This window comes from Micromonospora sp. CA-244673 (genome assembly GCF_050948395.1).
Lineage (GTDB): Bacteria > Actinomycetota > Actinomycetes > Mycobacteriales > Micromonosporaceae > Micromonospora.
The window spans coordinates 805,470-819,019 of record NZ_CP192019.1 but is presented as its reverse complement, the minus strand read 5'-3'; the positions used below and the strand labels follow the sequence as shown (position 1 = coordinate 819,019).

Sequence of the window (13,550 nt, the reverse complement as noted above, 5' to 3'; positions counted from 1 at the left end):
GAGGTGGGGGGCCGTGGCGTCAGCAGGGCGGGTTGGCGGCGGCGCACATCCGCTCGGCTGCGGTACGGGCCAGCCCGCGCAGCTCGTCGTCGGTGAACAGCGGTAGCTCCCCGGACGTCTGCGAGACCGGCCCGTACAGCGGCCCGAACACCGTGATCAGGTCGCCGACCTGCACCACCATCCGCACGGTCTCCCCGGACTCCGGCTGGATGAGCGGCTCATCGGGCTCAGCGGCCTTCTCCGTGTGGCGAAGCAGGACCGCCCGGTCGCCGGCGAAGTCCCGCGCCGTGACCTGCCAGCCGTACACGATCGACACCTGCCCGGCCCGCCCGTCCCGCAGCACCGGTGTCGTCTGCCGCCAGCTCGAGCAGCTCGTCACGAAGCGGTCCAGGTCGGTGAACACCCGGTCCGCCGCTCCGGGCTCCACCCGGTACAGATCCTGTGTGAGCAGCGGCATCGGCGCCGTGTTGCTCTGCCCCGCCGCCAGGTTGCGGAGGAGGCTCCGGGACCGTGAGTGCCGGGAGACCACCGGGGCCACGGACTCGCCCTGCTCCCTGGCGCAGGTCACCAGCAGCTTGTCGATCTCCACCGGCTCCCGAGCACCCGACTCACCGAGTTCCATGTCAGCCAGCACCGGCAGGTCAGCCTCGGCCAGCAGAGCCTCCTGCGGCACCCCGGCGCGCTCAGCGGACGCGCCCACCACGGCCGCGACCGTGGGCGCCGTCGGGGTATGAGCGGCCACCGCGACGGCGGAACCGGCAGCCACCGCCAGCACGGACACCGCCGCCGCCACCACCGTGAGCCGGCTGCGGCGTCGGGCCCGGGACCGCAGCTCGGCCGGCTCCGGCCAGCGGACGGTGTGCAGCTCCCGCTGCACCAGCTCGACGAAGGTCAGGTCATCGTCACGCATCGGCGGCCTCCTCCAGATCCACGACCGCGAGCAGCCCGGCCAGCGCGGCGCGCCCCCGGGAGAGCCGCGCCTTGACCGTGCCGACCGGCGCCTCGGTCTCCCGGGCCACTTCGGCCACGGGCATGCCGCACAGGTAGTAGAGCGCGATGGCGGTGCGCTGTTCCTCGGGCAGCCGGCGCAGCGCGGCCACCACCTCGACGGTGTCGGTGCTCGGCCCCGGGATGCTCTCCTCCGCGCCGTGCCGCAGGTACGCCCGCGCCCGGCTCCGCAGGCTGCGCCACCGGCTCACCGCGATCCGGCTGGCCACCACCCGCACCCACGCCTCCGGGTCGTCGTATCCGCGCACGGTCGACCAGCGCTGCCAGGCCCGGATGTACGCCTCCTGCACGGCGTCCTGGGCCTCGGCGAGGTTGCCGGTGAGCACGTAGACGAAGCCGAGCAGCCGTTGCCGGCTGCCCCGGTAGAACTCGTCGAACCCGTCGACGTCCGGCACCCTGCTACCTCCCCCGTGGCGGTCGCAGGGGAGACGCCTGGCACCCGGGCTGCGGTTGCCCGGTCAGCCGACCATTTTCTCCAGCTCGGCCAGGGGGAACCCACCGGCCGGGAGGCGCTCCCGCACCGCCCGGCGTACGGCGGCCTGGACCGCCGCGTTGGCCGGCGTGGGCACCCCGTGCAGCCGGCCGAGCAGCACGATCTCGCCGTTGAGGTGGTCCGCCTCCGCGGAGCCGGCGCCCCGGGCCAGGCTCTGCCAGGTGGAGCCGCCGGCCCGCTCCTCGCCGTCGACCGGCCGGTGCCCCACCCGGTCGCCCCGCTCGGCGGCTTCCTCGGCGCGGGTGGTGTGCGGGATGCCGGCGGCGGCCAGCGCCGCCTCCCCCTCAGCGCGTACCCGGGCGGCCAGCGGCTCGGGCGCCTCCGGGCCGAGCAGCGCCTGGAGGCCGTTGCCGAGGTTGCCGAGGAGCTTGCCGTACTTCCAGCGCATCACGTCGTCGCGGACCGGCGCCACGAACCCGGCAGCCGTCAGGTCGGCGGCGACCGCGCGGCTCGTGTCGTCCGCGCCGGACGGGTAGCGGCCGAGGTGCAGCATCCCCGGGTGCGGGTACCCGTTCGCCACCACCACACCGGGTTCCAGGTGGGTGGCGGGCAGCCAGACGCAGACCGGGTGCACCCGGGCGAACAGCCGCAGCGCGGCCGGCTCGTTGGCGACGCCGTTCTGGGCCAGCACGATCGGCAGCCGCTCGCCCGCCGTGCCGCCGCCCTCGACCGGGATGTCCACCCAGGTCGCCAGGGCGGCCGCGGTGTCCTGGGACTTGACCGTGAGCACCAGCACGGTGTCCGCCGGCAGCGGGCGGTCGTCCGGCCCGGCGACCGCGGGCAGCCGGCTGGTCACGGTGTCGTCGGGCGTCCGCAGGGTCAGACCCCGCTCCCGGAGCGCGTCCAGATGCGCGCCGCGGGCCACCAGCGTCACGTCGCGGCCGGCCTCTCCGAGCCGTACGCCGATGGTGCCGCCGACCGCGCCCGCCCCGATGATCACGTATCGCACCCGTCCGATTCTGCCCCGCCCGGGCCCGGCCCGCCCGGTGATCCACTCCACATCAGGCGGCCGACGGTGCCCGTGGGCCTCCTCGGGCGAGGTGCAGCTCAGCTGGTCAGTCCGGCGTCGGTGAGGATCGGGCCGGCGAGCAGCAGCGCTCCGGCGCCCAGCGCGGCCAGGCTGACCAGCAGGAACACGGTCACCCAGAACAGCGGCGGGAACGGGGTGAGCCGGGCGAGCTGGTCCGCGTCGGACTCGGGCATCCGCCCCCGGCTGCGCATGCGTTGCAGCTCGATCACCGGGCGCACGCCGCCGAAGAGCAGGAACCAGACCGACGTCCAGGCGAACGCCGCCTGCACCTGCGGCGAGGTGTACCAGGAGACGGCCAGCACCACGCCGCCGGTGACCAGCAGCGACAGCACGCCGAAGACGTTGCGGATCATCACGAGCATGGCCAGCAGCAGCACCACCGCGATCCAGAGCAGCAGGGTGATCCGGTTGCCGGCGAGCAGCCACGCCCCGGCGAGGCCGATCAGGGATGGTGCCACGTACCCGGCGAGCAGGGTGAGGATCATTCCCGGACCGGAGGGGCGGCCGGCGGAGAGGGTGAGCCCGGAGGTGTCCGAGTGCAGCCGGATGCCGCGCAGTTTCCGGCCGGTCAGCAGTGCCACGAGCGCGTGGCCGCCCTCGTGCGCGATGGTGACCGCGTTGCGGGCGATCCGCCAGGGCAGCCGGGTGGCGACCGCCACCACCGCGACGACGGCGGTGAGCAGCACCAGCAGCGGCGGCGGGTCCGGCTGGGCGCCGAGCAGCTTGTCCCAGAGGGTGGTGAGGCCGTCGATCAGGGGCATGGGCGGGGAGCCTACCGGGCTGAGCTGTGTCGTTCGAGGCACCGATCCGTGAAGGCCGTCCAGGCGACGACAACCGTCAATGAAAAATTCTTTAAGCCCTCTTGCGATCTAGGGCACATACCTCCAAAGATGGGCGTCAATCAGTTGACATCCCTGGGAGGCATCGATGGCTCGTACCAGACTCTCCGTGCGCCGGTTGCTCGCCGCCGGCCTGACCGTCGCCGCCACCGCCGCGGCGGCCCTCTTCGCGACCGCCGGACCGGCCGCCGCGGCCACCACCCCGGGCATCGACGTGTCGCGCTACCAGGGCAGCATCAACTGGACCAGCGTGCGGAACGCCGGCATCCAGTTCGCCTTCATCAAGGCCACCGAGGGCACGAGCTACAAGGACCCGAACTTCAACGCGAACTACGTCAACGCGTACAACGCCGGAGTGATCCGCGGCGCATACCACTTCGCCCGGCCGAACATCTCCTCCGGTGCGACCCAGGCCAACTACCTGGCCAGCAACGGCGGCGCCTGGTCCGCCGACAGCCGCACGCTGCCCGCCGCCCTGGACATCGAGGGCAACCCGTACGCCGGCGGCTACTGCTACGGCCTGAGCACCACGGGCATGCGCAACTGGGTCCAGGACTTCCTGAACACCTACCGCTCCCGCACCGGCCGGTACGCGGTCATCTACACCACCACCAGCTGGTGGAACCAGTGCACCGGCAGCTGGACCGGCCCGTGGGCCAACCACCCGCTCTGGCTCGCCCGCTGGGCGAGCGCGCCCGGCACCCTGCCGGCCGGCGCCCCCTTCTGGAGCTTCTGGCAGTACACCAGCACCGGCAGCGTCTCCGGCATCAGCGGCAACGTCGACCGCAACTACTGGAACGGTGACCGGACCCGGCTGATCGCCCTGGCCAACAACACCTGACCAACCCCCGGTGCCAGTCGGCGGCAGCGGGATCGGCTACGACCGAGAGGTCGATAGCTGGTCCGGCTGCCGCCACTGCCGTCCTGACCGCGCGGGTCACGCCCTGCGTCGCGAGCCGACCGGCACGGGGACCGCGCCCCGCCCGGCCAGGGTGGTCCGGCGGGCCAGCCGCCACACCGCCACCCCCGCGACGGTGAGGGCGACGACACCGAGCACCGCGACCGGCGCGGAGAGGCCGGCGCTCACCAGCAGCAGGACCACGTCCCCGAGCGCGACGAGCATCCACAGTGCCAGCCGGGGGCCGGTGTCCTTGTGTCGGTAACCCATGTCGTTCCTCCTTCCGTCGTCGCGGGTCTCAATACCCCCGAGGGCGGAAGGCCATGCGAGTCAGTTTCGCAACGGCGGGATTACCGGGTCAGTTCTTGCGGTCGGGCTTGAAGCCCCTGGTGATGATCTCCCAGTTGGGGAGGTTGGCCTGCCAGGCGTCCGCCGGGACCTCCCAGCGCAGGGCGAAGCCGCGGTTGCTGGCGGTGGCCACGCCCCGGTTGCGCACGTGGAAGCGGGTGCCGCCATTGCGCGTCTCCAACCAGTCCCAGTCGGCACACGTGCGGTAGTAGCCGTCGCAGCGGGTGATCCCGACCAGCTTGTAGTTGTCGACGTAGTTCCGGCGGCTCGACTCCTGCGCCTGCCAGTCGGCGTACGCGTCCTTCTTCGGCGTGGAGGTCCACTGGATGAACAGCACCCGCCGCGCCCCGCCGGTCTCATAGAGGACGACGTTGTCGGAGCGGACCCGGGCCTGCCAGCCGTCGGGGATCGGCACCTGGAAGCCGTTCGGGCCCTTGTAGTAGTGCCAGCCGGCGGGCAGGGTGCCGGCGGACGCCGAGGGCGTCACCGACGGGGTCGGGCTGGGCGACGCACTGGTCGGCGCGGCCGAGGAGGGCGCGCCGCTGGTGGCCGGCGCGGGCGGGACCGGTGCCGCCGAGGTGGCGGCGGCCTTCTGCCCACCCTTCCCGCCGTCGTCACCGCTGTTGAGCAGTGGCACAGCCACCGCGAGGCCGACCAGCAGCACCAGCACCAGCGCGCCGATCAGCAGGTTGCGCCGGCTGCGCTCCGGCTTCGTGCCCGGGATCACCGCGGCCCGGCCCGTCGACGGCGCCGGGCTGACCGGCTCGGCCAGCACGGAGGTCGGATTCTTCGGCGGCGCCGGCGGTTCCACCACGGGTTCGCCGTCCAGCCGCGTCTCGTCGAGCGCCGGATCGGGACCGTCCACCCGGGTCTCGTCCACGGCCGGCGCGGCGTCGAGCCTGGTGGTCGGCTCGGCGACCGGCGGGGCGACCTTGGCGGTGGGCGCGGCGTCCGAGCCGGCCGGCACCTTCGCGGTGGCGGCGGCCGCCGCCGCACCGGCGACGGCGGCCGCGGACGTACCGCCATCGGGATTGCGCGGCGCCGGGCTCACCGGCCGCTCGGCCTGGCCGTCGGCCGGGCGCGGGGCCGGAACCAGCGGCGGGCGCGGCCCGCGCGGACCGTTCGGCCCCGGCCGGCGTACGCCGTCCAGCAGCGAGATGCCCTTGGCCCGCCGCCCCACCGCCTTGCGCAGCATGCGCTCCGCGATCTCGGCGGTGATCCGCTCCTCCGGGTCCTTGCGCAGCAGGCCCTGGAGCACGGGCTTCAACGGCCCGGCGTTCTTCGGCGGCGGCAGCGGCTCGGTGGCGAGCGCGGCCAGGGTGGCGATCGCCGACGGCCGCGCGTACGGCGACTTGCCCTCCACGGCCGCGTAGAGCGTGGCGCCCAGCGACCAGAGGTCGGCCTCCGGCCCCGCCGTGCCGTCCTTGGCCCGCTCCGGCGCGATGTACGCGGGCGACCCGAGCACCATGCCGGTGCGGGTGACGTTGGGGTCACCCGGGATGGTGGCCAGGCCGAAGTCGGTGAGCACCACGCGCCCGTCGTTGCCGAGCAGCACGTTGCCGGGCTTCACGTCGCGGTGCATGATGCCGGCCTTGTGCGCGGCCTTCAACGCGCCCAGCACGCCCAGACCGATCTCCACGGCCTTCGCGGACGTGACCGGGCCGTCCTCGGCGATCGTGTCCTGCAGGGACTTCGACGGCACGTATTCCATGACGATCCACGGATCGCCGTCGGTGCGCAGCACGTCGAAGATGCGGACCACGTTGACGTTGTTGAGCCGGGCGATGGCCCGGGCCTCCCGCAACGAGCGTTCCCGCATCTCGCGGCGCTCCTCCGGGGTGAGGCTGGGCGGCGGAACGAGTTCCTTGATCGCCACGTCGCGGTGCAGCACCTCGTCGCGCGCCTTCCACACCCGACCCATGCCGCCCTGGCCGAGCGGCGAGATGAGCCGGTACCGGTCGGCAACGAGTTGGGGAAGCGCGTCAGACATCCCGGAAACCGTACCCGGCAGCACCGGCGGCTACACCGGCGGCACGCCACTGTGCGGTGAAGGTCAAGTTCTGGACGCGTACCCTGTCGTCATGTCTGCCGAAGAGCCGCTGTTCCGGATCGTCCGCGGCGTGCCCACCGCCGAGGAACTGGCCGCCCTGGTCGGCGCGATCGTGGTGCGGACCCGGCCGGCCGCGGCCACCGCGCCGGCCGCCGTGTCGCAGTGGGCGCGCAGCGCCCGTCCGGCCGGCGCGGCGCCCGCCGCCGGCCCCGGCGCGTGGCGCGCCTCCGGTCTCCCCCGCTGACCCATCCCCGGTACGCACCCCGCATCAGGACTGCCGGGATCCGCGCCGAGCCATTAACCTCACTCAGGGAAACCGTGCGGTGACGGGCAGGGAGGGTCGATGATCCCGGAGGACAACCAGCCGGCCGGCTGGCTGCGTGACTACGGCGGCATCGAGGCCGACATCCGACGGATGCGGGAGTTCGCCGACCGGCTCCAGGACGAGGTCACCCGCAACTACGCCCCCCACCTGTCGTACATCGCCGACGACATGAAGGCCCCGGTCCCCAACCCGGCCGACGCGTTCATCGAGCTGGTCCAGTTCCTCCAGGCCCACCACGAGACCCAGAAGGCCACCGTCACCACGGTCTGGGACCTGGCCCCCGCCACCGGCCGGCTGGCCGGGGCCGCCGGCCACATCGCGACCGCCTACGGCGACTCCGACGCCTTCTCCTCGGCCCGGGTCACCGACGTGGAACGGGCGCTGGCCACGCCGTCCGCGGCGACCGCCCGCCCGGTGCCGCCGCTGGCCGATCCCACGGCACCCGAGCAGGGGCGGGTGGTCCTGCCGTGATCGAACGGGGCAGCGGCCGCACCTCCGGGCTCACCGACTGGCACCTCATGGACGTGTCCAGCATGTGGGCCTGCCTGCAGGACCAGGACACCACCGGCCAGTGGAAGCAGGTCGCCGGCTGGCGCAAGGTCTGCGACCTCGCGCTGGCCCACGTGAGCCGGCTACGCGAATACCGGCGCGGGCTCGCCGAGGCGTGGCCGCCCGAGACCAACGCCGCCGCCCGCGCGTACCTCGGCGAACTCGACCAGCTCATCGACCAGGTCCAGCGCACCCACGACGCCGCCGCCGCGAACTACGACGCACTCGCCGCCGCCACCCGCGCCATCGGCAGCACCCGCGCCGACCTCAAGCCCCTCTTCGACGAGTACGCGGAGAAGGTGCGGCAGAAGCAGGCGTACGAGACGGTGCTCGCCGACCCGAAGGCGGTGGCGGGAAGCCGGCTGCCGGAGAAGCCGCCGGTGACGGACGCGGAACTTGAAGAGTTGAACGTGCGGGCGCGCGGGCTGATGACGGGGCTGAGCGGCGAACTCCAACAAGCCCAAGTCATGCTCCAACGCCCACCAGCAGTCCCCGCGAGGCCGGGCCCGCGAGTAGATCAGCAACCAACAGACCCCTACTCTGGTGCCAGCTCAGTCCCGATAATTCCGCCGGTGGTTGCAGTACCAATCGCATCGCCGAAGCAGGCACGCCGCCCTCGCCCGGGCTCCCCGGCTCGGCCCGCGCCCACGACTGCGGCGCCCCGGGCGGGATCAGTTATCGGCCACGGGCCAGTGCTGGGCGGAGCAGGGCCAAGCCTCGCCCCCTCACCGAGTGCTCCTACTGCGACGCCCCCGGGCTTCCCCACTCCCCATGCTGGCAGTACTGGTGTGAACCTCCCGCCGACCTCGACGTCACCAATCCGTGGACTCCCTCTTGACCGCCTGCCCAACAGTCCAGGCAGTCCGCCGGAGGGTGCTAGCAGGTCGGCATCTTCTACACCCCCGCGCTCGATTCCTCCCGGCGGCCTAATTGGCGGTTCTCCCGTTAGCGGCCAACCGAGCGCAACACCTTCGTCTCGTCGAGTAAATCCGGTCGGAGGGGTTATAGGAGGGGGCGGCGCTGGTACGGCTCCGAGCGGAGCGGCTGGTTCTCGGCCAGGCGCTGGGAAAGGACCACAGTTCGCGGCGAACGGCTCCACCCCGCTCGGCGGTGGCCCTAGAATCGGAGGCTCCGCCAGGCAAGGGCCTCAGCGTCCCAACGACGGCGACCAGAGCGGCCGGAAGTGGGATCCGGACAACCCATGGGAGATGGACCGGGGAGTAGATCCGATTGTTCGGCCACCGGAGGAGAGCGGTCCGAGTGATCCCGGGCCGGCAATCGGCTTCGATCGGTGAAGTCCCGCCATCCCCACCGGCCGCGATTTCTCCCAATAATTGCTGGCGCTACCTTGCTTGTCGTCACAATTACAGGCACGGCTGCCGCAAGTGGCAACGACGGCTTGGAGAAGATACGAACTGACCAGTGGCATCTCCAGTACCTGAAGGTAGATAGGGCCCAGAGGATAAGCCAAGGCGAAGGGATAGTCGTAGCTCTGCCAGACACTGGCGTGGACGTCCATCCGGACCTAGAGCGAAATCTGCTAGTAGGTGCGGACATCATTCCGGGCGGCATCGGCAACGGACGGTTGGATCGTAACAGCCACGGCACTGGAATGGCTGGCCTCATAGCCGCACACGGGCGGGACGCCAAGAAGGGAGCCCTCGGCATAGCCCCGAAAGCCAAAGTTCTTCCCCTCTACGACACACCTGAAAGCGGTCTCGGGAACCCCGACGACCTGGCCAAGAGCATCGAATACGCAATCACACACCATGCGAGAATAATCAGCATTTCGGCAGCCAGCACTCCAACTATTCGCCTCCGAGCCGCAGTAAATGCCGCCTTGGATGCCAATATCGTTATTGTGGCCGCCGCGGGTAACGCGCCCCGTGAGACGGGAGTTAGCTACCCCGCCTCTGAGCCGGGTGTAATAGCTGTGGGTGGAGTGGACCGACTCGGCAACCACACAGCCTTGTCGGTCTCCGGTGCGGAGCTAGATGTCGTCGCACCGGCAGTGGATATCTATAGCACCAGCACCGGCGGCCGATATCGCAAAAGCAGCGGCACCTCCGATGCCACCGCGATCGTGGCTGGTGCCGCTGCGCTGATCCGATCCAAATACCCCAACCTCCCCGCGCAGGAGGTCGCTCACCGCCTCACTGCCACCGCGATCGACAAGGGCCCACCCGGCCGTGACGACGAGTACGGCTACGGCGTCATCGACCTGGTCGCCGCCCTCACCGCCGACGTCCCGCCACTCGGGTTCGAAACGCCGTCCGTCACCGCGCCCCCCGCGACCGCGGCCGGAAGAGGGAACGATGACAACTCCACCGCACGCGGCCTGGTGACGCTGGGCGTGCTGCTGGCAGCGGGCGGCGGTTATCTGGCCTGGCGCCGGCGTCGACGTGGCGACGACCCGCCGCCGCGGATCAGCCGGTAGCGTCGGTGGGATGTCGACCTCCGTGCCGCTGCGCCTCGTGCTCGCCTCGCAGAGTCCCGCCCGCCGCAAGCTGCTCCAGGCCGCCGGGATCGAACCCGACGTGCTGGTCAGCGGTGTCGACGAGTCGCAGGTGGTCAGCGACCGCGCCGAGGAGCTGAGCTTGGAGTTGGCCCGGCTGAAGGCGCAGGCGGTGCTGGGCCGGCTGCGTCCCAACCCGGACGAGCGGACGCTGGTGCTCGGCTGCGACTCGGTGCTGGCGTTCGACGGGGAGATTCTCGGCAAGCCGGCGGACGCGGCGGACGCCACCCGGCGCTGGGAGCGGATGCGCGGGCGCAGCGGTGTGCTGCACACCGGTCACTGCCTGCTCGACGTGGTGCACGAGTCGCGCGCCGAGGCGGTCGCCTCGACCACTGTGCACTTCGCCGACATCAGCGACGCGGAGATCGCCGCGTACGTGGCGACGGGTGAGCCGCTGGCGGTGGCTGGGGCGTTCACCATCGACGGGCTGGGCGGGGCGTTCCTGACCGGCATCGAGGGCGACCCGGGCACGGTGGTGGGACTCTCCCTGCCTCTGCTGCGTGGTCTCCTCGCCGAATTGGAGCTGAACATCACCGACCTGTGGACGAAGGTCGCGCCGGGGGGCCAGGAAGTCGAACATCTCGGCTAACGTCCGATCATGAGCACGAAGCCGTTGCCGCTGACCCCGGAACTGCACGCGTACCTCGTGGCGCACGGATCCGCCCCCGACGAGATCGTCCGGGAGCTGGCCGAGGAGACCCGCGCCGCCCTTCCCGCCCAGGCGGACATGCAGGTCGCGCCGGAGCAGGCGGCGTTCCTGACCTTCCTGACCCGGCTGCTCGGTGTCCGGCAGGCGGTGGAGGTGGGCACGTTCACCGGGCTCTCCTCGCTGGCCATTGCCCGGGGCCTCGCCGAGGGTGGCCGCCTGACCTGCTTCGACATCTCGGAGGAGTACACCGGCGTGGCCCGGCGGTACTGGACCCGCGCGGGCGTGCAGGACCGGATCGAGCTGCGCATCGGCCCGGCCCGGGACACGCTCCGGGAGTTGCCGCAGGAGCGCTACCTGGACTTCGCGTTCATCGACGCCGACAAGGTCGGCTACCCGGTCTACTGGGACGAGCTGGTGCCCCGGATGCGTCCGGGCGCGGTGATCGCCGTGGACAACACGCTTCGCGGCGGGCGGGTGCTCGCCCCGCAGAACGCCGACGACCGGGCGATCGCCGCCTTCAACGACGAGATCCTCGCCGACGTCCGCGTCGAGGTTGTCATGCTGCCCATCGCCGACGGCGTCACGCTGGCCCGCGTGCTTTGAACCACTACGCCGAGGTGGCGGTATCCGCACCCACCGGACACCGCCACTTCGCCGAGCCGGAGTCGGGCGAGCGGGCGTCGGTTACGCGGCGGCGGAGACCGGGGTGCGGTCGTCGGTGGATGAGGGCAGGCGCAGGGCGCGGCCGAGGCGCACGGTGAGCAGCATGGCCGCGGCGATGAAACCGGGCAGGAGCAGGAAGGCCAGGTGCGGACCGACGCCGTCGGCCACCCAGCCGAGCGCGACCGGCGCGATCCCGAAGCCCACCCCCATCGAGTACGACGCCCAGCCGGCCGCCTTGTCCGCGGCCGGTCCGGCGACGGCGAGGGCGATGGAGATCGCCAGGGGGTAGTGCAGGGCGTTGCCCAGCCCGAGCACGACCAGGCCGGTGACGGCCAGCCAGCCCACCGGGGCGGACCAGAACAGCGCGAACCCGGTCAGGGAGACGGTCAGCGCGGCGAGGAGCAGCGGCACGGGCGGCCAGCGCAGCGCGAGCCGGCCGCCGGCCAGCCGGCCGGCGAACATGCCGCAGACGATCGCCGCGACGGCGGCCGACGCCCCGCCGGCGGTGAGGCCGGCGTGGGTACGGAGCACGTCCGCGGTCCAGAGCGACAGGCAGACCTCGATCGACCCGGTGACCGACATCAGCACCCAGGCGATCCAGTAAGCCCGCGGCAGCCGCCCCGGAACCGCGCGGCCGACAGGGTCGACGCCTGCCCTCGCCGCCGCCTCCATCGCGGCCGGACGAGGGGGATCTTGGACAGTTTCCGTTCGAGGCGAACGGTAAGTGTCCAAGATCGGAGACGAAGCAGGGGGCGGGGAGGTGGGCGGGTTGGCGGCAGCCGCGACAGCGGGGGCAGCCTTCGGGATGCGTACCCGGAGGGTCACGGCGGCGAGGGCGACCAGGGTGATCAGCCCGACCTCGGCGGCCATCGCCGGCCGCCAGCCGAGGCCGGCGTCCACGGTCGCGCCGATGACCAACGGCGCGAGGATCCCCATGCCGGCGCAGGCGGCGTTGGCCTCGGTGAGCGCGGCGGGTGCGGCAGGCCCGTGGTGGGCGGTGAGCACCACGCTGACCCCGCTGATCACCACCATGCCGAAGGTGGCGATCACCGCGACGGCCGCGATGGTGGCGGGCAGCGGGTGGAGCAGGCTCAGCGCGATGACGCCGGCGGCCACGCCGGCGAGCCCGAGCCAGATGGCCGGGCCGCGGCCGAGGCGGCGGGCGGCGGGCGCGAAGAGCGCGCCACCGGCCAGCGCGCCGACCGCGATGCCGGTGCTGTGCAGGCCGGCGACGGCGGCGCTGGTGCCCTGTTCGTCGCGGAGCAGCGGGACGACGGGACCGAACCCGTAGAGGAAGAAGCCCCAGAGTCCCAGCTGGGCGTAGGTCAGCCAGGTCGTCCGGTCACGGGTGAGGCGGGGCACCGGCCTTACGCTACTTGCGCACGGCCGGCACCCCGCCCTGGATGAGAGGCAGCTCTCGTCGGGTCAGCGGACGCTGCGCGCGAACTGCCGGGCGGCCCAGACCACCCCGGCGACGGCGAGCACCGCGACGATCGTCAGGCCCTGCCAGACCTTGTCGTTGCTCAGGTCACCGGCGAAGAGCGCGCGGACGCCGTCGACCGACCAGGAGAACGGGTTCCACTTGGCGACGCCCTGGAGCCAGCCGGGGGCGAAGGTCAGCGGCAGCAGGATGCCGGAGAGCAGCAGCACCGGCTGGGCCACGGTGTTCATGAGCGGGGCCAGCGCGTCCTCGCTCTTGACCTTGAGCGCGACGCCGTAGGAGACGGCCGAGGTCATGAGCGCGATGAGGGCCAGCATCAGGTACGCGAGCAGCAGGTACCCGATGAAGACGCGCAGGTCGAACAGGAGCGCCAGCAGGGTGATGATGACGGCCTGCGCGATCAGCGAGACCACGTCCCGCAGCGAGCGGCCGAGGAGCAGGGCGAGCCGGCTGACCGGGGTGACCCGGGACCGCTCGATGACCCCGGCGCGCAGCTCGGCGATGAGGCCGAAGCCCTGGAACAGGCCGCCGAAGATGGCCAGCAGCACGAGCAGGCCGGGCACGAAGATCTTGTACGCGGCGGCCTGGGTCGGCGCGTTGAGCGCGGGCTTGAGCAGCGGGGCGAACAGCAGCAGGTACATCACCGGCTGGAAGACGCCGACGAAGACCCACACGGGGTTGCGCAGCAGCAGTTGGATCTGGCGCTGGAAGATCAGCCAGGTGTCGCGGGCGAGTTTCATGA

At 72.2% G+C, this 13,550-nt stretch carries 15 protein-coding genes; 6 read left to right on the top strand and 9 right to left on the bottom strand.

Annotated elements, in window-relative coordinates; genetic code table 11:
* Positions 1–19: 19 nt before the first annotated feature.
* The 4 genes from ACQP12_RS04115 to ACQP12_RS04100 all read right to left on the bottom strand — a co-directional run bounded on the left by ACQP12_RS04115 (position 20) and on the right by ACQP12_RS04100 (position 3,292).
* Positions 20–910 carry a hypothetical protein gene (locus tag ACQP12_RS04115; RefSeq protein WP_433285124.1) on the bottom strand — a complete coding sequence of 297 codons (891 nt, stop codon included), beginning with the start codon at positions 908–910 and terminating at the stop codon, positions 20–22.
* Entirely contained in the window at positions 903–1,403 is a 501-nt protein-coding gene (locus ACQP12_RS04110) for a SigE family RNA polymerase sigma factor (protein ID WP_262287334.1), read from the bottom strand. The genes ACQP12_RS04115 and ACQP12_RS04110 overlap by 8 nt, the downstream gene beginning before the upstream one ends.
* A gap of 63 nt (positions 1,404–1,466) precedes the next feature.
* Positions 1,467–2,450: a ketopantoate reductase family protein gene (locus tag ACQP12_RS04105; protein WP_433285122.1), complete on the bottom strand. Its 984-nt coding sequence runs from the start codon at positions 2,448–2,450 to the stop codon at positions 1,467–1,469.
* A 98-nt stretch (positions 2,451–2,548) separates the two neighbouring features.
* Positions 2,549–3,292, bottom strand: a complete 744-nt coding sequence (locus tag ACQP12_RS04100; protein WP_357940935.1) for a M50 family metallopeptidase — start codon at positions 3,290–3,292, stop codon at positions 2,549–2,551.
* Positions 3,293–3,458: 166 nt separating this feature from the next.
* On the opposite strand from ACQP12_RS04100, the gene ACQP12_RS04095 reads away from it, so the two are divergent.
* On the top strand, positions 3,459–4,211 hold the full coding sequence (locus ACQP12_RS04095; RefSeq protein ID WP_357940933.1) for a GH25 family lysozyme: 753 nt from the start codon (positions 3,459–3,461) through the stop codon (positions 4,209–4,211).
* Between the two features lie 96 nt (positions 4,212–4,307).
* Here the strand turns inward: ACQP12_RS04095 and ACQP12_RS04090 are convergent, their stop codons facing one another.
* Both ACQP12_RS04090 and ACQP12_RS04085 read right to left on the bottom strand, forming a co-directional pair.
* Positions 4,308–4,538, bottom strand: a complete 231-nt coding sequence (locus ACQP12_RS04090; RefSeq protein ID WP_433285119.1) for a hypothetical protein — start codon at positions 4,536–4,538, stop codon at positions 4,308–4,310.
* Between the two features lie 88 nt (positions 4,539–4,626).
* On the bottom strand, positions 4,627–6,606 hold the full coding sequence (locus ACQP12_RS04085) for a serine/threonine-protein kinase (RefSeq protein ID WP_433285117.1): 1,980 nt from the start codon (positions 6,604–6,606) through the stop codon (positions 4,627–4,629).
* A gap of 91 nt (positions 6,607–6,697) precedes the next feature.
* On the opposite strand from ACQP12_RS04085, the gene ACQP12_RS04080 reads away from it, so the two are divergent.
* Both ACQP12_RS04080 and ACQP12_RS04075 read left to right on the top strand, forming a co-directional pair.
* Positions 6,698–6,910 carry an acyl-CoA carboxylase epsilon subunit gene (locus ACQP12_RS04080; RefSeq protein WP_357940927.1) on the top strand — a complete coding sequence of 71 codons (213 nt, stop codon included), beginning with the start codon at positions 6,698–6,700 and terminating at the stop codon, positions 6,908–6,910.
* Between the two features lie 99 nt (positions 6,911–7,009).
* Positions 7,010–7,462, top strand: a complete 453-nt coding sequence (locus ACQP12_RS04075) for a hypothetical protein (RefSeq protein WP_433285115.1) — start codon at positions 7,010–7,012, stop codon at positions 7,460–7,462.
* A gap of 161 nt (positions 7,463–7,623) precedes the next feature.
* Here the strand turns inward: ACQP12_RS04075 and ACQP12_RS04070 are convergent, their stop codons facing one another.
* Positions 7,624–8,004, bottom strand: a complete 381-nt coding sequence (locus ACQP12_RS04070; protein ID WP_433285112.1) for a hypothetical protein — start codon at positions 8,002–8,004, stop codon at positions 7,624–7,626.
* 866 nt (positions 8,005–8,870) lie between these two features.
* Between ACQP12_RS04070 and ACQP12_RS04065 the strand changes: the two genes are divergently transcribed.
* From ACQP12_RS04065 to ACQP12_RS04055, 3 genes are read left to right on the top strand one after another with little or no spacing between them, the layout of a single operon-like run.
* Positions 8,871–9,977, top strand: coding sequence for a S8 family serine peptidase (locus tag ACQP12_RS04065; RefSeq protein WP_433289118.1), 1,107 nt, complete (start codon positions 8,871–8,873; stop codon positions 9,975–9,977).
* A gap of 10 nt (positions 9,978–9,987) precedes the next feature.
* Entirely contained in the window at positions 9,988–10,644 is a 657-nt protein-coding gene (locus tag ACQP12_RS04060; RefSeq protein ID WP_433285110.1) for a Maf family protein, read from the top strand.
* Positions 10,645–10,653: 9 nt separating this feature from the next.
* Complete coding sequence (locus ACQP12_RS04055) at positions 10,654–11,307, top strand: O-methyltransferase (protein ID WP_357940917.1); 654 nt, start codon at positions 10,654–10,656, stop codon at positions 11,305–11,307.
* Positions 11,308–11,388: 81 nt separating this feature from the next.
* Here ACQP12_RS04055 and ACQP12_RS04050 read toward each other — a convergent pair whose 3' ends face one another.
* Together ACQP12_RS04050 and ACQP12_RS04045 are read right to left on the bottom strand one after the other, a co-directional pair.
* The gene (locus tag ACQP12_RS04050) at positions 11,389–12,729 is read right to left on the bottom strand and encodes an MFS transporter (RefSeq protein WP_433285107.1); all 1,341 of its coding nucleotides are present in this window, start codon (positions 12,727–12,729) and stop codon (positions 11,389–11,391) included.
* 63 nt (positions 12,730–12,792) lie between these two features.
* Positions 12,793–13,548, bottom strand: a complete 756-nt coding sequence (locus ACQP12_RS04045) for an ABC transporter permease (protein ID WP_355338996.1) — start codon at positions 13,546–13,548, stop codon at positions 12,793–12,795.
* Between the last annotated feature and the right edge of the window lie 2 nt (positions 13,549–13,550).